The organism is Alteromonas sp. R7 (assembly GCF_055755235.1).
In genome coordinates this window covers 20,410-41,435 of sequence record NZ_JBVTQX010000011.1, presented here as the reverse complement: position 1 = coordinate 41,435, position 21,026 = coordinate 20,410, and the positions used below count along the sequence as shown (strand labels likewise).

16 protein-coding genes are annotated in these 21,026 nt (G+C 44.7%); 7 read left to right on the top strand and 9 right to left on the bottom strand.

The annotated features are described in order from the left end of the window. The first annotated feature begins 35 nt into the window (after nucleotides 1-35). Nucleotides 36-1,169 carry an FMN-dependent L-lactate dehydrogenase LldD gene (gene lldD, locus AC0J2X_RS16550; protein WP_472996223.1) on the top strand — a complete coding sequence of 378 codons (1,134 nt, stop codon included), beginning with the start codon at nucleotides 36-38 and terminating at the stop codon, nucleotides 1,167-1,169. A 122-nt stretch (nucleotides 1,170-1,291) separates the two neighbouring features. On the opposite strand, the gene dld is transcribed toward lldD, so the two are convergent. Continuing rightward, on the bottom strand, nucleotides 1,292-3,025 hold the full coding sequence (gene dld, locus AC0J2X_RS16545) for a D-lactate dehydrogenase (RefSeq protein WP_039235552.1): 1,734 nt from the start codon (nucleotides 3,023-3,025) through the stop codon (nucleotides 1,292-1,294). 274 nt (nucleotides 3,026-3,299) lie between these two features. Here dld and AC0J2X_RS16540 point away from each other — a divergent pair, with 274 nt between their 5' ends. Beyond that, nucleotides 3,300-3,977, top strand: coding sequence for a helix-turn-helix transcriptional regulator (locus AC0J2X_RS16540; protein ID WP_039235555.1), 678 nt, complete (start codon nucleotides 3,300-3,302; stop codon nucleotides 3,975-3,977). Nucleotides 3,978-4,012: 35 nt separating this feature from the next. Here the strand turns inward: AC0J2X_RS16540 and AC0J2X_RS16535 are convergent, their stop codons facing one another. From AC0J2X_RS16535 to AC0J2X_RS16515, 5 genes are read right to left on the bottom strand one after another with little or no spacing between them, the layout of a single operon-like run. Then, a complete protein-coding gene (locus AC0J2X_RS16535) occupies nucleotides 4,013-4,774 on the bottom strand; it encodes a CsgG/HfaB family protein (protein WP_014950698.1) in 762 nt (253 codons plus the stop codon). Nucleotides 4,775-4,782: 8 nt separating this feature from the next. Then, on the bottom strand, nucleotides 4,783-5,238 hold the full coding sequence (locus AC0J2X_RS16530) for a curli assembly protein CsgF (protein ID WP_014980266.1): 456 nt from the start codon (nucleotides 5,236-5,238) through the stop codon (nucleotides 4,783-4,785). Next, on the bottom strand, nucleotides 5,232-5,624 hold the full coding sequence (locus AC0J2X_RS16525) for a CsgE family curli-type amyloid fiber assembly protein (protein ID WP_014950700.1): 393 nt from the start codon (nucleotides 5,622-5,624) through the stop codon (nucleotides 5,232-5,234). Before AC0J2X_RS16525 ends, AC0J2X_RS16530 begins: the two co-directional genes overlap by 7 nt. Nucleotides 5,625-5,678: 54 nt before the next feature. After that, entirely contained in the window at nucleotides 5,679-7,124 is a 1,446-nt protein-coding gene (locus tag AC0J2X_RS16520) for a curlin (protein ID WP_014950701.1), read from the bottom strand. Between the two features lie 30 nt (nucleotides 7,125-7,154). Continuing rightward, on the bottom strand, nucleotides 7,155-7,667 hold the full coding sequence (locus tag AC0J2X_RS16515; protein ID WP_472996222.1) for a curlin subunit CsgB: 513 nt from the start codon (nucleotides 7,665-7,667) through the stop codon (nucleotides 7,155-7,157). A 480-nt stretch (nucleotides 7,668-8,147) separates the two neighbouring features. On the opposite strand from AC0J2X_RS16515, the gene AC0J2X_RS16510 reads away from it, so the two are divergent. The 4 genes from AC0J2X_RS16510 to AC0J2X_RS16495 all read left to right on the top strand — a co-directional run bounded on the left by AC0J2X_RS16510 (nucleotide 8,148) and on the right by AC0J2X_RS16495 (nucleotide 13,999). Next, a complete protein-coding gene (locus tag AC0J2X_RS16510; RefSeq protein ID WP_472996221.1) occupies nucleotides 8,148-10,667 on the top strand; it encodes a S8 family serine peptidase in 2,520 nt (839 codons plus the stop codon). Nucleotides 10,668-10,875: 208 nt separating this feature from the next. Next, a complete protein-coding gene (locus AC0J2X_RS16505) occupies nucleotides 10,876-11,532 on the top strand; it encodes a response regulator (RefSeq protein WP_472996220.1) in 657 nt (218 codons plus the stop codon). Further along, nucleotides 11,532-13,097 carry an ATP-binding protein gene (locus AC0J2X_RS16500; protein WP_472996219.1) on the top strand — a complete coding sequence of 522 codons (1,566 nt, stop codon included), beginning with the start codon at nucleotides 11,532-11,534 and terminating at the stop codon, nucleotides 13,095-13,097. Before AC0J2X_RS16505 ends, AC0J2X_RS16500 begins: the two co-directional genes overlap by 1 nt. A gap of 83 nt (nucleotides 13,098-13,180) precedes the next feature. After that, the gene (locus AC0J2X_RS16495; RefSeq protein ID WP_472996218.1) at nucleotides 13,181-13,999 is read left to right on the top strand and encodes a thioredoxin family protein; all 819 of its coding nucleotides are present in this window, start codon (nucleotides 13,181-13,183) and stop codon (nucleotides 13,997-13,999) included. Between the two features lie 448 nt (nucleotides 14,000-14,447). Here AC0J2X_RS16495 and AC0J2X_RS16490 read toward each other — a convergent pair whose 3' ends face one another. After that, the gene (locus AC0J2X_RS16490; protein WP_472996217.1) at nucleotides 14,448-15,899 is read right to left on the bottom strand and encodes a DEAD/DEAH box helicase; all 1,452 of its coding nucleotides are present in this window, start codon (nucleotides 15,897-15,899) and stop codon (nucleotides 14,448-14,450) included. A 722-nt stretch (nucleotides 15,900-16,621) separates the two neighbouring features. Between AC0J2X_RS16490 and AC0J2X_RS16485 the strand changes: the two genes are divergently transcribed. Beyond that, nucleotides 16,622-17,947, top strand: coding sequence for a mechanosensitive ion channel family protein (locus tag AC0J2X_RS16485; protein ID WP_156078821.1), 1,326 nt, complete (start codon nucleotides 16,622-16,624; stop codon nucleotides 17,945-17,947). Nucleotides 17,948-17,995: 48 nt separating this feature from the next. On the opposite strand, the gene AC0J2X_RS16480 is transcribed toward AC0J2X_RS16485, so the two are convergent. Next, on the bottom strand, nucleotides 17,996-18,481 hold the full coding sequence (locus tag AC0J2X_RS16480) for a hypothetical protein (RefSeq protein ID WP_014949481.1): 486 nt from the start codon (nucleotides 18,479-18,481) through the stop codon (nucleotides 17,996-17,998). 212 nt (nucleotides 18,482-18,693) lie between these two features. Then, complete coding sequence (katG, locus tag AC0J2X_RS16475) at nucleotides 18,694-20,994, bottom strand: catalase/peroxidase HPI (RefSeq protein ID WP_472996216.1); 2,301 nt, start codon at nucleotides 20,992-20,994, stop codon at nucleotides 18,694-18,696. Nucleotides 20,995-21,026 lie beyond the last annotated feature (32 nt).

Below are 21,026 nucleotides of genomic sequence, written 5' to 3'. Positions count from 1 at the left end.
TATTTTTATCAAGTTAATTACAATCGATTAAAGACATGATTATTTCATCGCCGACTGATTATCGACGCGCTGCGCAAAAAATATTACCGCCGTTCCTATTTCACTACATTGATGGTGGTGCCTATCGAGAGCATACACTTAAACGCAATGAAACTGACTTGGCTGACATTGCATTAAAGCAGCAAGTGCTGAGAAATATGTCGTCGCTTGACCTTTCTACAATGGTCTTTGGTGAACAATTGGCTTTACCTATTGCCCTTGCTCCCGTGGGATTAACCGGAATGTATGCGCGACGTGGTGAAGTGCAAGCCGCTAAAGCGGCAGCAAACAAAGGCATCCCGTTTACCATGTCGACGGTGTCAGTATGTCCTATTGAAGAAGTCGCACCAGCCATTGAACGTCCAATGTGGTTTCAGCTCTATGTGCTTCGCGATCGCGGCTTTATGAAGAATGTTCTGGAGCGCGCCAAAGCAGCGGGTGTAACAACGTTGGTTTTTACCGTAGATATGCCTGTACCAGGGGCTCGTTATCGCGATAAACACTCCGGTATGAGTGGGCCATTTGCTGCAAGCCGTCGCGTACTGCAAGCGATGACTCATCCTCGTTGGGCATTTGATGTAGGCGTATTCGGTAAGCCTCATGATCTTGGCAATATTTCTACTTATCGTGGCGAACCGACCCAGTTGGAAGACTATATTGGCTGGTTGGGCGCCAATTTCGATCCGTCTATCAGTTGGAAAGACTTAGAATGGATCAGAGAGTTTTGGGACGGCCCAATGATTATAAAAGGCATTTTAACTGAACAAGATGCCAAAGATGCGCTGAGTTTTGGCGCAGAAGGCATTGTAGTATCCAATCACGGCGGTCGTCAGCTAGATGGCGTGCTTTCTACCGCTAAGGCTCTTCCAGCGATTGCTAGCGCGGTGAAAGGCGATCTAAGTATTTTCGTAGACTCAGGTATTCGTAACGGCTTGGACGTGGTGAGAATGCTTGCACTAGGTGCCGACTGTACTTTACTAGGGCGCTCTTTTATTTATGCACTTGCTGCTGAAGGCCAACAAGGGGTAGAGAACTTACTCGACCTGTACAAACAGGAAATGCATGTCGCGATGACACTATGTGGTGCAAAATCAGTCAGTGAACTTAACCTCGACTCTCTCGCTTTTTAGTATCGCTGGCACCAAGGCCACTAAAAAGACCCCCAGTAATTGCATAGTCCAACTATTGGGGGTCACTGCATTTTTTATGGCTCTTTTACCAATGCACAAGTGGCTGGAAGCGTTGTTTGCGCTTAATGATGCCCACCACAACAACTTCCATCATGCTCAGCCCAATTTTTAAGTTTGGTGGTTTTGCCTATTCCCGGGTTAAAACTATTGGTTGGGTCTAATTCTCGGTAAAAGTTTTTCAGCGCATCTTTTGCAAAGTACTCGTGTCCCACATTGTGCTCTGCAGGGTATTCAGCGCTTCTCGCATCAAAAGTTTCCAGAATTTTACCCTTTAACAATTTGGCATCCGCCCCTTTTTTCAACACGTAATTCTGGTGCATTACGTGGCAGAATAAATGGCCGTAATACAGTTTCGTGTCTATCTGGTCGTCTATTTCTTTAGGCAACACTTCAAACCAGTCAGGATCGTTACGGCGAAGTGCAACATCGATGGTCATCATAGCGCCCACGTCTTTGCTGTGCATCACGTGGTAACGACCTATCGCGCCACCAGCAACAAAGCGATGCAAAATAGCCTTATCAGCTTCTTCTTCTGTACACTCAAAATAACTACCTTCATTGGTTTTAAAGAAAGCATCAAGGTAGGCTTTGGCCTCATCTACCCCGTCGTTGCTCATCTCCAATATCCAATGATGCTGATACTTGTCTCTGTACTCTTCCATTCGCGTAGGCAAGTGGTTAGGAAAAACGTAGCTCATATACTGCATAACGCGATCTGACATTTTGTTGGGTAAGAAGCCCAGCTTGTCAGTAAATGCGTCAAATTTGCGCTTAAATGCAAACAGCTTAGGAATAAATTTGGCGCCAAGCTTGCTGATAACGATAAACATATCTTTACCGTATTTCTTTGATACGTCGTAGCAGTCACGGTGAAGGTACTCACCCGAGTCAGGCAAGTTCTTGAAAGTAGAGAGTATGTCGCGACGCACTTGGGTAAACACAGCGGCGTCGTTAGACCCCACATAAAATACCTGTTTTTTCTCAGGAATAGGAAAGGTGTCTAGCCTCACTGCGAACACGGCAAGCTTACCCGCACAGCCTGAAGCTTCATGAAGTCTTCTGCCGTCATTGTTGAAGCGCGAAGGTGTGTCTGAATCAACGTCTCGAACTCGTTCATCATACTCGTTGTCTGATGCACGAGCGTCAGGGTGCTGAACGTCAGCTTCTTTGTAACGTTTGTTCTCAAGATTATTCAGAATTTCTTCTGGCTCACTACCTAGGTTAATCCCCAGATTGTTTACCAAAGATAGATTGCCATTAGCGTCGATTTGGGCAAAAAGCGCTAATTCAGTATAGGCAGGGCCTCGCTTGACCAAAGCACCACCTGAATTGTTACATATTCCCCCCACGATCGATGCGCCAATACATGAAGAACCAATCACAGAGTGAGGTTCGCGACCATAAGGCGCAAGCGTCTCTTCCAATCCAAACAAGGTGCTCCCCGCTAAGCCAACGATCTGCTTTCCGTTGTCAACTAACTGAATATCATCAATACGCATAGTACTGATAATAACGAGAGGCCTGTCGTAATCTTTACCATCTGGCGTAGAGCCGCCCGTTAACCCTGTATTGGCCGCCTGCATAATAACCGCAACGTCGGCTTCAACACACAGCTTAAGCACGCGCCAAATTTCGACAAGCGTTCCTGGGCGCACTACCGCAAGCGCTTCGCCCGCACCAAAACGAAACCCTTTAGTGTAAGGCTGCTTCTTCGCTTTATCAGTTAACAAATAGGCCTGCCCTACTACATCGCGCATTGATGCAATCAAAGACTGAGTGTCAACGTTTACGGTCATGGTTCTCTCTGTGTGTTGAAATAATGGAAGGAATGACTTGGTGTTGAACTATACACTAACACCATTATTAACAAAGGGGGCAAGCCGCTTTTATCGAGATAATTTACTTATATTTAATTCGTTGAACACTTAGAGGCTCTAGCATTTAAGCAAAACTTACAGGCGTTTTTCACTGTTACATTTTGTTACGCTTTGGAGGAGCAAGTTAGACCAGAGGAGTATTGTAAAGCCAATGTATAGTTCGTAAGGTTGATAGACACGAAAAGGAGCTTTCATGTCACATCAAGCGTTCGTTTTAACAAGAAAAAGTTTTTCAGAAAATACTAGAAGGGATGGGGCTTACGAACGATTCCTAAGTATTTTGCCGTCATGTGGATTTGTCGTCACAACCGGTGCGATTCATCCACCTCGAAGCGTGCTTAATAACACCTATACCTTCTTTATCGATGCGCAGTATTGTGACTCTGCCGCTATGCTCAACTTGCCTGTAGTCAACGATAACCCAGAGTTGAACAAAGTCATTTTCAACGTGCCAGAGTCTGACGTCGATTTTCATTATGCGGCACTGCAACATGGTATTAATGGTATTTTCCATATTGAAGATAGCTTAGAACTTCTGGTTCGCGGTGTTCAACAAGTTCAGGCGGGCAACAAATGGTTCAGTCGCGAGATTATGAGTCGCTATATTGATGCCAATTTAGTGTCTAAAGCAAAACCCGTTGCTGCACTTCAATCGTCACATACTGTGCTGACCAAGAGGGAATTGGCCATCACACGCAAAATTGCAGATGGAGCCCAAAATCAGGAGATTGCAGACTGCTTACACATCAGCGTAAATACGGTGAAAACTCACGTTTACAGCATATTTAGGAAAACGGACTGCCGAAATCGCGTTGAACTTATAAAGTGGTTCGATCATCAGTTTAGCCAAACACAACAAGTAAGCATCTAAACTGATAATCCATTGAATTTAATTGCGTATGGCGCTTACGCTTTTGCGCGCCATACTCCTTTCTCCATTCCTTGTAGCACCAACTCAGTCACCGCTTTTTCTATGCTTTGTTTAACGCACTCGAACATGGGTTCATTAGTCGTGTAGCCCGTTTCTGCTTCAAGCAAGCGCTTAAGCGAAACATACCTAAACAGGCCTGCTCTCACCTCCTGGCTTAGTACTTTCTTAGATGTTGAGACCGACACCAATACTTGACCTGTTCTCACGTCAACTGCACGCATGTAAATGGAAATTTGATCTTCCCTAAACAGCTCACTCGCTCCAATGCCAAAGTACTCTACACCAGCGCCGCCGGTACGAATGTTGGTATCGTAGCTAATTATCCCACCTTCTATAATAATTCTCGCTGTCGTGAGTGGCGGCAAATCACCTCCGCTGCTTTCGTCGGCTCTAATTATTTTGCGTTCGGTAAGAATGTTCTGCAGCCCTTCACGCTCCACAGGTAAAAACCACGATGTCTCGCTTAAGGTCTGAACAAGAATAGAGGTTGCGCCTTGAGTCACCGCAGTAGAAAACGAACTTGCCCCAGTGCTAGGTTTATATTGTCCGGTCTGGTCTCTAAACGCATATACAGAAACCGGAATTTGTCCCATAGGCGCTGGCAAGCTTTTTACTTCAGACAATGTGGCACTGTCTTTAATTACATCAGCGGCCGTTGTATCAGGCGGCAGCGTATTAGTGATGGACTGGCATCCTGCAAGCGCCATGGCGACTATTAAAAAAACGGTACTTCTCATGTGTTTCCCTACCCAAACCGTGGAATTTCAACGACAGTAACCTCACCTGTCAGTAAGTTAGTAATGTTCACAACAATGCTGTCAGGATTACTCGTTATTAGTTCTACCTGAAAGTCACCACTAACAAAAATACTATCCTGATTGAATATGCTGTCTATCGGGTTTCCATCTTCATCATATTCTTGTTCACCGAATGCGATGTCTGTGATTTCACGGACTATACGATTGATATAGGCGCGTTCGAGTGATTCTTGAAGGCGTTCGTCATAGGAGCGCTCACTGTAAGGCGCTGTATGAGCGTTTTGTGAATTCGCCTTGCTTAATAGAAATGATCCGTTAAGTGGATTACCACCGAATGACGGGTTGATCGGTTCATACACCAACTCTGTTGCTTTCACACTAGCTGAAGTCCACGAGCCAGTCGCGATTAAGGCTGCTATCAATATCCCTTTTTTCATTACCATTCGTCCCCTGCTAAATCTGGGCTTCTACTGTCTATACTCGCGTTTGCCACCGCGTCTAAAACTAACATGATGGCTTGCTGTACTTTTTCATCTAACGGTACTTGTCTACGCCCCATGTACGTTTGATAAACCACTCTATTGTCGTAAATCACCGAAAGAAGAGTACCTGCTTGTGGCACAATAATTTCTTTAACTACAAGGTTCTTACCCGAACTGTCTGGGACTTCTCGCCAGTATTGGCTAATGCGAGAGGCAAACTCGTGGCCTTGGCGGCTAATACTGTTATCGAGCAACAGTCCACCTAGCCGAATTTCTTCTGCGTGAATCGGAGAAAAGAACACACTAAAAAGCAGTGTGATAAGAGAGAAACAATACAAGTACTTCATTTTACTGAATATAGCCGGGCAAACGCCCGGCTACTCACTTTTACATCTGTAGGTTTACATCTGAACAACGGTAGCTACGTTGTAGTCACCAACCTGCGTAACACTTACTGTGCCGCCGTTGCCAGTAATACTACCTGTAACTAAGTTATCGTTACCCATTTGCGTAACTTCAAATGTATTCATATCACCAGAAATAACAAACTGACCACCTGCGTCGTCTGTTACCCAGTTTCCTACGCCTTCTTGCATAACACTAACAATATTGTCGTCACCGTTAACCAATAGGTCTAGTAAGTTAAGCTCGCCCGTTTGCGAAACCATAATTTCGTTGTAGCTTGATGTAACGTTGCTTGCCAACTCAACTGATGCCGTATTTTCAACACCCTCTTGAGACATTTCAATGATGTTGCCATCAGCGTAGTAAGTTGCATCACCAATACCAGCTTGTGCTAACGCCAAGTTGGCATCGCCATCTTGCTCAATTTCAACGGTGTTAAACAGGCCATCGAAATTAACTGTGCTGATTTCATTGGCATCACCTACCTGAGTTAAATCAAACTCGTTGAATAAGCCAATTACGCCGGCATAAGCCGTGTTGCCTTCGCCCACTTGGTTAATTTCGAACGTATTCGCTTGTCCGCCGATAGTTTCTACGGTAGCTAAGTTAACGTCACCGATTTGATCGATATTAACTTCATTGCCAGAGCCTTCAAATACTCCTGTGGTAATCTCGTTGCCATCACCATCTTGTTCAAACTCTAGCACATTACCGTCGCCAACCATGCTCCAACCCACAGCGTTCTGGTCGCCATCTTGGTCAATTTCAACTTCGTTTTCTGAACCGACAACGGTTAAGTCAGACACGTTGTAATAGCCGTCTTGAATAACATCGATAACGTTTGCATCACCGCTTAGCTCGCGAACATACGATTCGTGCCAGTCACCACTTTGATCAACAAATACCGTATTGTCGTTACCCGCAATGGCATTATTGGCCCAGTTACCACCGTCACCCTGATACACTGACAACGTGTTTCCACTGCCCGAAATGCTATTTATTGAGCGATTAAAAATAAAACCGATAGGGCCGCCATCACCTAATTGAACAAGTGAAACCGTGTTATCGTCACCTTCGACAACGACATCGGCTGTACTATTTAAACTATCTTGCTCAGATTCTAAGAAGTTGCCGTTACCTGTGACACTTGCAAAGAAGGTATTACCTGACTGCATTTGCGAAGCTAGTACTTCGTTTGCGTCACCCGTTACTTCTACAAAAATTGCATTTAAGTCACCTTCCTGACTTAAAATAGATTCATTACCTACCTCATTCCCCTCTGGTGCCGTTTGGGTTAGCGTAATTTCATTGCCTTCAGCTGCAGCAATAAAATCTGCGGAAGCACTGAAATCAACTGTCTTACTCGCTGGAACTTCCTGAGCCGATGCCCACCCTGTCGCTGCTACTAAAAGCAATGCACTCGCTATTTTTGTTTTTTTCATTTTCACATTTGTCTCCCTATGGCAATCACATCATTCTTGATATTGTGTGATGTTAATCACCATTTCGTTCCCTATCTGGTAAACAGTAAAAGACTGTTCACCCAATTGATTAACATTGGCCACATTGTCGAACCCATCTTGAATAATCTCGAAATAGTTATTGTTGTTTTGCTGCAATAAATTAACGACGTTCCCCTCACCTAGCTGAGTGATAAGAGCTTCGTTATTACTGCCGTTTTGAACAACATTCGATAGGTTGGCGCCGTTGCCGCTTTGGATAATGTTAGTTATGTTATTTAGCCCAAACTGACTAACAGCGATGAAGACCGTTTCATCGTCTATCGTTATAGCTTGAGCATTCAGACTCATTGAAAGAGAAGATTCCACCATGTCTGAGCTTGTTGATAAGTCGGACTGTTGAGCATAAGCAGGAAGATTTACGGTTAGAAGACTGCACCCCGTAATGGCTGCCAACGCAACGGCTCTACATGCCTGAGCGTTATTAGCAAATTGGCTCTTTTTAACCTTTAGCTTCTTGTCCATGAGAACGACTGCTTCCTTGATTAACAACAAAGGTGACCCCTCTATAACACTCCTTAAGACGGCGAGAATCCATCACCAATAAGTTGTATTTATTACAGGTCAAATACAGTTAGCACACGTTAAATCAGCAAGTTATTTATTATGGGTAATACCATAGTGCTAGATTTGACGAAAATTCACGCACCGAGTAATTATTGGTAAGACCACCTAGTTTTTGTAGGGTCTTTTAACGGGTATTGCTACAGCGCGCCCCTAAGACATAGAGATCTTAACTACCTGTCAAAAGTCATAGTAATTAAGTACCACTTTGGGCTTCTCTTCTCACTTTTTCCTAGTGGTTAAGTAGTATTTTTGAGCAAATTTTACTGTTAGGGGTGGCAGGTTTTTAAATTTGCGTTATAAGTTTTAACCGTTAGTTATATCAGACCGAACGAGAAGGTTCTGTGATTAAAGCATTATTGCTAATTATGGAATCTAATTATGAAAACAAAGCCTTTTAAAACAGGCCTTTCAGCACTGTCATTAGCCCTTCTACCGCTAATGGTATCTAGTCATGCACACGCCGCAAAAGCCGAAATTTTCGACGATAGCGTTATCGTTGTGTACAAAGAAAATGTAAGCAAAGCGGAAAAGATGCGCGCTCGCTCTTCGGTAGGTGCACGAATTAGTGACGCAAACCGTGATGAGGTAGATGATCGCTTCTCTAACCTTTTAAATGGTCGCATTGCCAAACTGGAACTTCGTGGCAAGTCTGTAAAAGACGCCATAGAAATCTTAAAGAAAAATCCTGCGGTTAAAATCGCCGAGCCAAACTTCTTGTACCGCAAAGCCTTGGTACCTAACGATCCTTCTTATGGTGACCTATGGGGTTTGAATAACACCGGTCAAGCCGGCGGTACTGCAGATGTGGATATTGACGCACCAGAAGCATGGGATATTACAACCGGTGATAGCGATGTGGTCATCGGCGTTATCGATACGGGTGTTGACTACAATCATGAAGATCTTGCAGATAACGCATGGGTTAACCCAGGTGAAATTGCTGGAAACGGTATTGATGATGATGGCAACGGTTATATTGACGATGTTTACGGTATCGATGCCTTTAACGGCGATTCTGATCCTATGGACGATGATTCTCACGGTACGCATGTGGCCGGGACAATTGGCGCTGTGGGCGGAAACGGAATTGGCGTAGTCGGTGTAAACCATGACGTGTCAATCGCTGCATGTAAATTCTTAGGTCCTGACGGCGGTTCAACCGCTGGCGCTATTGAATGTATCGATTACTTCACCGACCTTAAAGAGAACCGCGGCATCAATATTAAAGCTACCAACAACAGCTGGGGTGGCGGCGGCTATAGTGAAGCGCTAGAAACTGCTATTGAAGAAGCTGGCCAAGCGGGTATTTTGTTTGTTGCTGCGGCAGGTAACTCCGGTTCAAACAACGACAACGTAGATAACTACCCGTCTAACTATGTCACTACAACAAACAGTCTGCTTGCAGTTGCTAGCCACACTCGTACTGACGGAGACAGCGGCTACTCATACGGTATTGAAACCGTAGACATCGCGGCGCCGGGTACAGCTATCCTATCTACAGTACCAGGTAACGGCTATGCGGCATACTCAGGCACATCAATGGCAACGCCACATGTTGCGGGTGCAGCAGCACTTGTGTGGTCGCTAAACCCAGAACTTACGCCATCTGAAATGAAAGAGCTGTTAATGTCTACAGGTGAAACTAGCCTATGGGCTGATGGTCGCACCGTATCTGGCAACCGCCTAAATGTACTTAACGCACTTGAAGAAGCTGATCCAACTCCAGGTTTTAAACTGGGCATTACACCTGGTTCAGCTGAAATTGAAGCGGGTGAGACCTACACCTTCACTATTGAAGTTGGTTCAATTGCTGGCTACGAAGAAGAAGTACAGCTATCGCTTGCAGAGCCAAGTGATATCGCATCTTTAAGTGCAAGCTCGGCAATGCCTGGCGATACGGTAACACTGACCGTAGAGACATCTGAAGACACGCCTTGGGGTCCGTACAGCTTTACGGTGAACGGTGTAAGCGGTGATATTGAGAAATCTAAATCAGCGAATCTTTATGTTTACCCTCAAGGGCTAAACGAATTCCCTTACGCGTATTCTGGTGATGCTGTACCTACGTTACCGAATGAAGAAGATCCAGACGATGTCGGCGTGGATCTAGTGATTAACGTTCCTGACGACTTAACCGTATTCGGTATGCAGGCGTCGGTAAATATCACACACACCTATAGCGGAGATCTCGTAATATCACTGACCTCTCCTCAGGGTACGACCACCGTTCTTCGTCAGAATCAAGGTGGCGCTACAGATGATATCGTTGAGAGCTATAACTCTGATGCCTTTAACGGCGAAGTAGCAACAGGCGATTGGACCTTGAACGTGCTTGATACGTTCAACGGTGACAACGGCACTGTTAACACATGGAGCCTTGTGGTGACCGGTATTGGTGAAGTAGGCCCAACACCGCCTAACTCTGCGTTTACCTATGACGCTTCAGGATTATCAGTAAGCTTTACTAATAACAGTAACGACGTTAATGACGACATTGTCAGCTATAGCTGGGACTTTGGCGATGGCTCTACTTCAACGGAAGAGAACCCAACGCATGTTTACGCGAGCACAGGTGCCTATGACGTAACCCTTACGGTTACCGACTCTGAAGGCCAAACTGGCGTATCAACAGAAACCGTATCAGTTTCAGATAGCAACATTGTTGCCGAGATTGACCGCGCTATGCTGTCTCGATTCGGTTCGTTACGCGTAGATTTATCATATAGTGGCTCGATGGCCGATACTGTAATGATTTATCGCAACGGTGAGCTACTTGAAGAAGTAAGCAACACTGGACGTTATCGCGATAGAAGCAGAGGCGTTCAACCTGGTGAGTATACTTATATGGTTTGTGACGAAACCTCTGCATGCTCTGCACCAGTGTCTGTAAATCTTTAATGTAGTTTGCGTATCGCTGACGCCCTCTTCGTGACAGTTGGCGAATGATACGCTGAACAGTTAAGAGTTAAGCAATTGCCGGCCAAGGATAGGCCGGCTTTTTTTATTCTGAGAATTAAAGAGAGCGCCACTCTAAGCCATCGGCTTATTCACTATAAGCCAAATACAACGTACACTTGATGCATTAAGAAATAATAAGCATTTTTTCATGCACATACTCATTATTGACGATCACGAAATTGTAAGGGATGGCATTAAAACACTCATCGAGCAAGAGTATGGCTGGCATGTTTCTTACGCAGTAAGCTCTCTGGATGCTCTTCCCTCCTTCGCTACGTTAGACGATATTGACGTTGCCATTCTAGATATCTCATTAGCACAGGAAAGTGGTTTCGATACGCTAGTAAAAATCAAGAAAGACGCGCCGTTTATAAAGTGCTTAATGCTGAGCATGTATGATCATGTTGGCTATATCAGTAAAGCGCTTGAGCTCGGCGCCGATGGCTACGTTACAAAGAATGCCGCCACTAAAGAATTGATGGACGCGTTGGAGTCTCTAGAGAAGGGCGAGAATTATCTAAGCACAGATATTAGTAAAAAGTTAGCTTTCGGTGATAAACAGCTAACCTCTATCCTTACTGAAAGGGAAAAGGAAATTTTCTTACTGTTAGCAAAAGGATTCCAGCCAAAACAGATTGCTTACTACATAGATACTGCCCCGAAAACAGTGATGGTTCACAGAACTAATATTTACAAGAAACTCAATGTAACCTCCCAATTTGGTTTACTTAGAATTGCGTTAGAAACTGGGTACCTCGACGTTTCTGACGTTATCTACGACGACACGCTAGTCAAAGCAAATTGATGAATTTAACGCGGTATTTCAACGTTACCTATTTACTAATGGGATTAGGTTATACCGCGCTATTTCACGGCGTGTGGTTGTTCAGCACCCAATTTGAAATTATTTCAGGTACGGTGAGCTGGTATTTGCCTGCTGGAGTTCGCCTGGCGGCGTTTTTACTACTGCCAATTTACAGCTGGCCACTGCTACTCATCGCAGAAAAATCAACCCACTTCATTTTATTTCACCCCGGTGGCATTCTCGACAATACGGCGTTTTTAAGTGGAACCATAGGTTGGTATTTAGTCCATTTAGTGCTGTCACCCGCGGTAATTTGTACATGCGTTTATTTATTCAGACGTCGCTTTAGCGCACCTTATATAGACAATGTTTCCAGCACCCTTGCCACGTTGGCTTTTGGTGTTCTTATAAGTGTTGCTCTTGGGGCGGTATTTCTGGGCAGAAGGGCTATTGAACTGCAAACAGGCATAGATGTTTTTCTTTCTATTTTGTTTGATTTTTCATTAGGTGACTTTGTAGGAATTGTTGTTCTTTGTCCTTTTCTTTTCGCATTATATAAACGGCCATCTATCCCTAAGAGTCACTTAGTACTGTACCTTACAACAATCGCTTGGCTGGTTTTGCTGGTGCTGAGCAGCTATGCCTACTCCCAACAAATTAACATCAGCTATCAGGTTAAGTATCTAGCGGTTTTCCCCGCGCTGTTTTTATCGTATCGCTATGCCATAGTTGGCAGTGCGTTTTCGTGTTTACTCATAGGTATTACTGCGTTCGTGGTGGCAAGCCAGAGCGCACTTCCTCCCATTGAGCATCAGTTTTACATCTTAGCATCATGTACAAGTTGCCTCATTTTAGGTGCTTCAATTAACCAATCTACCTTGTTGAATATGAAGCTTGCGAAGAAAAACGAGGCTCTTGAACTATCGGTGCAAAGCGCTCAGGCACTGGCCAGTCAATTAGTGGTAGTGCAAGAAGATGAACGAAAGCGCTTATCGCGGGATTTACACGACGACTTTGGTCACCGCATAGTCGATTTGAAACTTCAACTGTCGCTAGATAGCAGAGAAAGCGACAACGACATGATGCTCAATAAGATAGATGCTCTATACCACGCAATGAAGAAAAGCTTAGGAGGATTACGTCCGTCCGGTATTGATACACTTCCCATTGAAAGCGTGATCCAACGTTCAGAGATCATTACCACGCTCAAGCGCGCAAACATAGACTATTCGTTTAACGTTAGCGGCACGCCAGTACCGTTCGATTCAGACCAGAAAATACATATCTATCGCATTGTGCAGGAAGCGGTGACAAACAGTATAAAATATGCCAATGCGACGTCGCTCAGTATTGATATCAACTATGCGCAACACAGTGCCGTATTTATCGTTACTGACGACGGCGGCGGCATCCCTGAGCATATTGCCCAACTAGCAAACGCTGAACCCACACTCGGCCTGCTGTCGATGAGAGAACGCGCAAAGTTGATAAATGGTGAGTTTGATATTTCCCAGAACAAACCAACAGGCACCCGAGTTTGCCTGACTTTGTCCTACAGTGCTTAAGTTACTCTACTGCGTTTTAGGTGCGTCGCTGCATCCTTTTTATGCTACATTGCTGTTGATTTAACTACTATTTTGATAACCGTATGCAAAAAAATTTCATTACTCGCCGAGCCCGTTTTTTTAGACAGTGCCTGAACATTGCTGTCCTAATTGCCACTTTCACCACGTTAAATGGCTGTGTAAGTACTCAAAATGAAAGTCCTTACACTTACGCTCCGTCTGCATCACCCTATCAAGATGTGGTCAATGCACAGCAGCGAGCTGTGGAACAAAGCAAATTACTTTTGGTTGTACTGGGTGCTCAGTGGTGCCACGACAGTACTGGCTTAGCTGAGCGTTTTGCGACAAAGGAAATGGACCTTATTCTACGCGCTCATTATGAAACCGTATTTGTTGATGTGGGAACACTTGAAGACAGAAGAAATATAACCGAGCGATTTGACTACCCCATTTATTACGCCACACCAACGGTAATGGTGGTTGAACCTAAAACCAGCGCATTGTTAAACAGAACGACAATGGATATATGGGGGCGCGCTGACAGCATTCCCTTATCGGAGTATATTCAGTATTTCTCTCGCTTTCCTGCAATGACAACTGCGCAAAAAGCCCCGTTTATTAACTGGGAAGCGACAGATGAAGAAGAAGCTTACAATAAAGAGCAAGCACTCAGATTACAAAGCGCTTATGACAAACTGGGTCCGCTACTTGCGCTAGATTTACAAGGTAATACCCCACAAGGGCTTAACGAGCTATGGAAAGAGACCAAAGGGTTTCGCACTGAACTGCAAAAAACGCTGATAAAGCGCGCCGAGCTTACGTTAGATTCTGAGAATGGCAACGGAGTCAACACCACGCCAGCATTGCGACACTACAATCCGTTTTCGTGGGAACATAATTAGGGCCTGTTGACCTTTGGTGTACGAATTTTGGTCTAAATGGAAGCCTTTTAATCGCGAAACAGTCCTGCAAGCCTAGCGGGCTAAGTTAAAGGACTGTGACAAAGAGTAAAAGGCTTCCATAACGACCCCTTCGGGCAGCGCCTTTGTGCCATCTATACTGCGTTGAATGTTCTCGATTTAGAACCACTAAACCGTCAAACATTCGCCTTGTCTAGATGGCACACAGACCGCTGCAAAAATGTACAACAAAGATCAATAGGCCCTAATACCAGTCCACATAATTTATTACCCACTCAGCGAGATTTAAGATGTTCGTAATCGCGGCGTGTTATCGCAAGTATAGTGTTTCTATATCAAGGTGACGCAACAAAGAATACGGACATTAAAAAGGGCCTTTCCAACGGCCCTTTTTTAATAAACTCGGTTTTATGAAGCGCAGTTCAACTGTTTACGCTTTTGCCCTGTTTGACGCCGTATTATTAGTGGTGCTATTTGACGGATTACTTCTGCGCTTAGCTGGTCGTTTAGCGGCACTTCCTTCACTTCCTGAGCGTCTTCGACCTGCAGGCTTTCCACCGCTATTGTTGCGCGAATCCGGTTTACCTGCGCGCGGATTACCGTTTCCGCTACGGTTGCCTTGGCGTTGACCCGGCTTTTTATTCTCGCCACTTCGTTTACTTTCGCTGCCGCTCTCACCTTGTGGTGCTTTCGGCTTTTTCGGCTTCTTGGGCTTTTTAGGCTTAGACAGCGTGGTAACAGGCACGGCTTGCTGAGGCTCGAAACCTTCCAACGTTTCACGAGGAAGCAGCTTTTGAATCAGCGTCTCAATATCTTTCAGGTTTTGCAGTTCTTCAGCACATACAAATGACCACGCCTGTCCACTAGCGCCTGCGCGCCCTGTACGACCAATTCGGTGAACATAATCAGCTGCCGTATTGGGTAAGTCTAGGTTTACAACGATAGGCAATTCACTAATGTCGATACCGCGTGCTGCGATATCGGTGGCTACCAGCACTTTAATTGCGCCATTTTTAAAGTCAGCAAGCGCTTTAGTTCTCGCTCCTTGGCTTTTATTACCGTGAATAGCGGCACTTGGAATTTTTGACCGAGTTAGCTTTTCTGCAATACGGTTAGCACCGTGTTTCGTGCGGCTAAACACTAACACCTGCTCCCACTTCTGCTGTTTGATCAGACAAATAAGCGCGGTCGTCTTTTTAGATTTATCAATGGTCACTAAGTGCTGCTGAACCGCTTCTACCGTGGTATTCGCTGGCGCGGTTGAAATACTCACAGGGTTGCGCGTTATTGTTTTCGCCAGCGCAGTGATTTCATCAGAAAACGTGGCTGAAAACAGTAAGCTTTGACGCTCTTGTGGCAATAGCTTCAGTACTCTCTTAATGTCGTGAATAAAGCCCATATCAAGCATTCTGTCGGCTTCATCCAATACCAACACTTCAAGCTGAGAAAACTTAACAGCGTTTTGCTGGTAGAGGTCAAGCAGTCGTCCAGGCGTAGCAATTAACACATCCACACCTTTACGCAGCTTCATCATTTGAGGATTAATCCCTACACCACCAAATACCACGGCAGTTTTTAACGGCAAAAACTCACTGAACGCTCTGATGCTCTCTTCTACCTGAGCAGCAAGTTCTCGCGTGGGTGTTAAGATAAGTGCCCGAACATTGTTGCCAGATACAGGTTGTCCTTCCATCAATCTCTGTAAAATAGGAAGTCCAAATCCTGCAGTTTTCCCTGTTCCCGTTTGCGCAGCTGCCAACACATCCTTTCCTTGCAATACTTCTGGTATTGCCTTTTCCTGGATTGGTGATGGTGTACTAAACCCTCGTTTTTCAATAGCTTTTAACAAGGGTTCAGCGAGCCCTAATTGGGTAAATGACATTAATAAACTCCTGTCATAGGTATTTATAAAAAATTGCATACCGCAAAGGTATAAGCGTTAGTGCTTTATTGCTAACCGTGGGGGTTATAGATTACTGGGAAAACCTAAAGAGATACGCCATTGCCAACTTGGCTTATTGGTGTTTGACATCAAGAAAAGAACGTAGGTGTTTACTCTTACAAATTGCGCGCGGAGTCTACCACTAAAAGCCGAAAGCCACCAGCGCATTTTTTGTTCAAAATCTAGTTAAGCTCGTCTGACGTTTCACTTAATAAGTTCCGATTTACATAGCTTAAGAGCATGGGAAGTTTTATCGGCTTTTCGCACTAAGAGAATGGTCTTGAACCGTACCGTCTTCCCTCATTTTTAGGAGAGATATTGTTATATTTATATTTCTATCAAAACGATAAATATCTATTTAGTACGAATTTTGCGACCTAGAAACGTAAACTTTTCAAGTAACAGAGTTTAATTATATTTATCAACACCTTAAGACATTTAGCTTTTAAAAGTGTGCATTAAAAAAACAAGTTAAACAGGGCTCTTCTACGTAAAAACACCTCAAAACCTTTGAAATTAAAGACAACTTGATAGCCAATTTCTGTTGGATAGATAAAAAAAGCTTTACCATATTTGTTATAACAGATAAAAAGCGCGCAGTTATTCCACGCTCAAATTACATCCACGCTGCTGCAGTGTGGTAAACAAGTGAAGTAGAAAACATGAATGTTGATAGTTTAACCCAGCACTTTGAGGAAAAGTTGGCTTTAGTTAAAGCATCGGTGATGTCTGATAGCTTTGTTATCCAGCTTACAACAATCGCAATTATTTATTGCGTTGCGTTTTTGCTTGCACGACAAGTAAAAAAGCCATTTAAGTTTACCCGAGAAAAGCCGCAGCAAGGCGCACATACTATGCACGGCTTTTTATACAATCTGGGTGAGGCACTATTCCCGCTTATCACCATCAGTATGCTAAAGCTTACTACCGTGTTGGGGGCGCAATTTCAGTTTGATGCATGGCTATTGGAAATAGCCGTTGTTGTAGCACTAATGCTGTTTGTTAATTCCTTGATTACTGGTTTTGTCGAAAACAACACCATTGCAGCGTTTATGCGATGGGTGGGTTTACCCATCCTATTTTTACACTTAGTTGGCGTGCTTCCGCTGATAACTTCAGCATTGGAGTCAATGGCAATATCAATCGGCAATGTTGAAATTTCAGCGTATGGCGTAACAAGAGTACTGTTGTTTGGTGGCTTGCTGTTCTGGCTAGGCCGCAGCTCGAACGCCATTGGTCAAGATATTATTCGAAACCATAAGTCGCTCGACGTTTCTACCAAAGAAGTGTTCGCAAAGCTGTTTGAAGTTGCCCTGTTCTGTGTGGTCTTTCTTTTATTGCTTAACGTCATGGGAATTAATCTTACCGCATTAGCCGTGTTCGGTGGTGCAGTAGGTGTGGGTTTAGGCTTAGGTCTGCAGTCCATCGCATCAAACTTCATTTCGGGCATCATTATTTTATTGGATAAATCGTTGACCGTAGGCGATTACGTTGAATTGGAAGACGGGCAGAAAGGTATCGTCAGAGAATTTAAAATGCGCTATGCCGTATTAGAGACATATGACGGTAAAGATGTACTGGTGCCTAACGAAAAGTTTATCAGCTCCTTGCTAATAAATTGGACACACAAAAACCAAAAACAACGTTACCGCATCGACTTTTCTGTCGCCTATAAAACTGATATCCGCGCGATGGTAGAGATTATTAAAGAGGCGGTATCGGAACACCCGCAGGTGATCAGTGGCGATGATGTTCCATTTGAAGAGCTTCCTGACTGTGAAATAGATAGCTTTGGCGACTCTGGCGTTAACATGTTCGTTGAGTTTTGGATGGAAGGGGTGGACGATGGTAAAAACCGCGTGGGTGGCGATTTGCTGCTTACTGTGTTTGAAACATTGCGCGAGCACAACATTGAAATACCGTTCCCTCAACGCGAAGTAAGGGTTATCAACGAACAAGGCATTGGTATTCGAAATACCACACCGTAGCTAAAGTCGCTCATGACATGAGCGCTTTCAGTCATACCTTCGCGCTGGCTAAAACCTAGCGCGAAGCGTATCCCATTGCCACTCTTGGGCAGACAGACCTAACGTCTGGACAAACTTTGCATAGTCTTCTTTGCCCATCGCTGACGCTACAGTTTTTAATTGAGATTTGGCTTTGATTGCTTTTACCTGCAGTAACTCCAATCGTTTATCGGCACTTGAATCGAAGTTTTCACTGATGATTGCATTCGCTTTATTGGTCGCTTCCCACGCTGTAATAACATAGCCCACCAGCTTTATGTAAACACCTACCATACGCTTTCGCTCAAATATGTTTTCAAACAGTGAGCCGGATAACGACTTTTGGAAACTGGCCTCTGTTTCTAAGGCAACAAATTGCTCGGCGTTCTTTAGCTCATTCAACACATTGTGTAAAAGCTTAATGTGGGCGTGCGTATTAAGTGCGTCGACGTGAAGTGCATTAATATCGTCGCTTAGCATTTCTAAATTGACCAACGTTCGTTGAAGACTAGCCATTGTGGTAATTGTCTATAGAAGCGAAAAATAAAGGTTCAGTGTATCGAATTAAAGGTGGGTTTGCGATGGTCTCACGGGCGTTTTAATCACATTAAGAATTCATAACACAACTTATAGAAATCAATTAAAAAGGGCGCGGAAGCGCCCTTTTAGTTTTTATGTCTATTGAAAATTAGTTGTTAAGCTAATTCGCGATAGCAGTTATACCGCATCTATTTACCCAAGCTGGCGTTTAGATCGTGACGTAAATCGAAACGGTCTAGCGTCATCACTTTGGTCCAAGCGTCGACGAAGTCTTTAACAAAACGGCTTTTCGCGTTGTCGTAGGCATAAACTTCGGCCACTGCACGCAGCTCACTGTTTGATCCAAAGACCAAGTCTACAGGCGTACCTGTATACATAACTTCACCAGTAGTTCTGTTTACACCTTCATATACCGACGGGTTATCTGTTTTTCTCCACTTAACGCCCATATCAAGAAGCGTTACGAAGAAATCGTTGTTAAGCGTGCCTACTTTGTCAGTAAATACACCGTGGCTAGTGCCACCTGTATTTGCTCCCAATGAACGCAGACCACCAAGCAAAACAGTCATTTCTGGTACCGTTAGATTAAGCTGATCGGCTTTGTCTACCAGCATGTCGGTTGGCGAACGATAGCTAGCTTCTGCGTTGTAATAGTTTCTAAACGCATCGGCTGTTGGCTCTAACAATGAAAACGAATTAACGTCTGTTTGCTCTTGCGTAGCATCAGTTCGACCCGGAACCACTGGCACAGTAACCTTGACGCCAGCATCTGCCGCCGCTTTTTCAATTGCTGCCGCGCCGCCAATCACAATGAGGTCAGCAAGAGATACTTTCTTCTTAGAAAACATGCGTGAATTGTAATCTTCTTGCATCTCTTTAAGCTTAGAAACAACGGCTTGAACGGTTTCAGGCTCGTTGGCTTCCCAATTCATTTGCGGTTCAAGGGCAATACGAGCACCGTTCGCTCCACCGCGTAAATCAGATGCTCGGAAGCTAGACGCTGCCGCCCATGCCGTTTTCACAAGTTGCTGAACGGTTAAGCCACTGTCTAAGATGTCAGCTTTAAGTTTCTTAACGTCTTTATCTGAGATCGCTTTATAGTCAGCTTTAGGCACTGGATCTTGCCAGATGAAGTTCTCTTCTGGGATATCGTTACCCAAGTAACGTGCCTTAGGACCCATATCGCGGTGAGTTAGCTTGAACCACGCTTTGGCAAATGCCGTTTGATACTCTTTGGGAGCCGCTAAGAAGCGCTCGGCAATTTTTCGATACTCTGGATCGTACTTAAGCGCCAAGTCAGCGGTAGTCATCACAGGAGGATTTTTCTTACCTTCTACGTGCGCATCTGGTACTGATTTATGAAGCGATTCATCGGTAGGGATCCACTGGATAGCGCCGGCAGGACTGCGAGTTTGCTTCCACTCAAAGCCCAATAAGTTTTGGAGATATAGGCTCGTCCATTTAGTAGGTAGCTGTGTCCAAGCACCTTCCAAACCGCTCGTTACTGTGTCTTCTGCATTGCCTTTACCGCAATTGTTCTTCCAACCTAGTCCCTGCTCTTCTAAGCCTGCACCGCCTGGCTCAGCTTCTAAACAATCAGCAGGCTTGTGTGCGCCGTGCATTTTTCCAAATGTATGACCACCCGCTATTAGGGCAACGGTCTCTTCATCATTCATCGCCATACGGCCAAATGCAGTGCGAATATTTTTAGCAGATCCCATCGGATCAGGCACACCTTTAGGGCCTTCAGGGTTAACATAGATCAAGCCCATGTGCGTTGCCCCCAACGGACGCTGAAGCTTACCGTCGCGCTCTTCACGATCGCTCGCAAGCATTTCCACTTCTGGGCCCCAATAAACCATGTCAGGTTCCCAATCGTCGGTACGACCACCCGCAAATCCATAGGTGTCAAAGCCCATGTTTTCCATGCCTACGGTACCCGCAAGGATCATTAAGTCGCCCCAAGATAAACTTTCACCGTACTTTTGCTTAATAGGCCAAAGCAAGCGACGCGCTTTATCAAGGTTTCCGTTGTCTGGCCAGCTGTTCAGCGGATCAAAACGCATTTGACCACCGTCACCACCGCCACGACCATCTAGCGTACGATAGGTACCTGCACTGTGCCATGAAAGTCGAATGAAGAAAGGACCATAATTTCCGAAGTCTGCCGGCCACCAATCTTGAGAAGTAGTGAGTAGCTCATTAACATCTTTTTTTACTTGGTCGAGATCTAGCTTAGCGAATGCCTTTGCATAACTGAAATCATCACCTAGTGGGTTTGAGCGATTATCGTGATCTCTTAACGGAGAGAGATCGAGCTGATCAGGCCACCAAAATTGATTATTTTTCGCTTGAAAAGCTTTAGCAGTGCCCGTGCCTTTAGCACCCGCAGGCTTACTAATTTGATCGTTGGCAATAGCCCCTGTTGCACCAAGCGATAGGGCAACAAGTACTGATACTGTGGTTTTTTTAAACCTGTTTATAGTCATGGTCTTTTCCCGTCTGAGTTTGTTGTAGTTAC

What these genes read in the sequence shown, in the direction of transcription:
- lldD (WP_472996223.1), top strand. Translation starts at nt 36, where the DNA reads ATGATTATTTCATCGCCGACTGATTATCGACGCGCTGCGCAAAAAATA.
- dld (WP_039235552.1), bottom strand. Translation starts at nt 3,025, where the DNA reads ATGACCGTAAACGTTGACACTCAGTCTTTGATTGCATCAATGCGCGAT.
- AC0J2X_RS16540 (WP_039235555.1), top strand. Translation starts at nt 3,300, where the DNA reads ATGTCACATCAAGCGTTCGTTTTAACAAGAAAAAGTTTTTCAGAAAAT.
- AC0J2X_RS16535 (WP_014950698.1), bottom strand. Translation starts at nt 4,774, where the DNA reads ATGAGAAGTACCGTTTTTTTAATAGTCGCCATGGCGCTTGCAGGATGC.
- AC0J2X_RS16530 (WP_014980266.1), bottom strand. Translation starts at nt 5,238, where the DNA reads ATGGTAATGAAAAAAGGGATATTGATAGCAGCCTTAATCGCGACTGGC.
- AC0J2X_RS16525 (WP_014950700.1), bottom strand. Translation starts at nt 5,624, where the DNA reads ATGAAGTACTTGTATTGTTTCTCTCTTATCACACTGCTTTTTAGTGTG.
- AC0J2X_RS16520 (WP_014950701.1), bottom strand. Translation starts at nt 7,124, where the DNA reads ATGAAAAAAACAAAAATAGCGAGTGCATTGCTTTTAGTAGCAGCGACA.
- AC0J2X_RS16515 (WP_472996222.1), bottom strand. Translation starts at nt 7,667, where the DNA reads ATGGACAAGAAGCTAAAGGTTAAAAAGAGCCAATTTGCTAATAACGCT.
- AC0J2X_RS16510 (WP_472996221.1), top strand. Translation starts at nt 8,148, where the DNA reads ATGAAAACAAAGCCTTTTAAAACAGGCCTTTCAGCACTGTCATTAGCC.
- AC0J2X_RS16505 (WP_472996220.1), top strand. Translation starts at nt 10,876, where the DNA reads ATGCACATACTCATTATTGACGATCACGAAATTGTAAGGGATGGCATT.
- AC0J2X_RS16500 (WP_472996219.1), top strand. Translation starts at nt 11,532, where the DNA reads ATGAATTTAACGCGGTATTTCAACGTTACCTATTTACTAATGGGATTA.
- AC0J2X_RS16495 (WP_472996218.1), top strand. Translation starts at nt 13,181, where the DNA reads ATGCAAAAAAATTTCATTACTCGCCGAGCCCGTTTTTTTAGACAGTGC.
- AC0J2X_RS16490 (WP_472996217.1), bottom strand. Translation starts at nt 15,899, where the DNA reads ATGTCATTTACCCAATTAGGGCTCGCTGAACCCTTGTTAAAAGCTATT.
- AC0J2X_RS16485 (WP_156078821.1), top strand. Translation starts at nt 16,622, where the DNA reads ATGAATGTTGATAGTTTAACCCAGCACTTTGAGGAAAAGTTGGCTTTA.
- AC0J2X_RS16480 (WP_014949481.1), bottom strand. Translation starts at nt 18,481, where the DNA reads ATGGCTAGTCTTCAACGAACGTTGGTCAATTTAGAAATGCTAAGCGAC.
- katG (WP_472996216.1), bottom strand. Translation starts at nt 20,994, where the DNA reads ATGACTATAAACAGGTTTAAAAAAACCACAGTATCAGTACTTGTTGCC.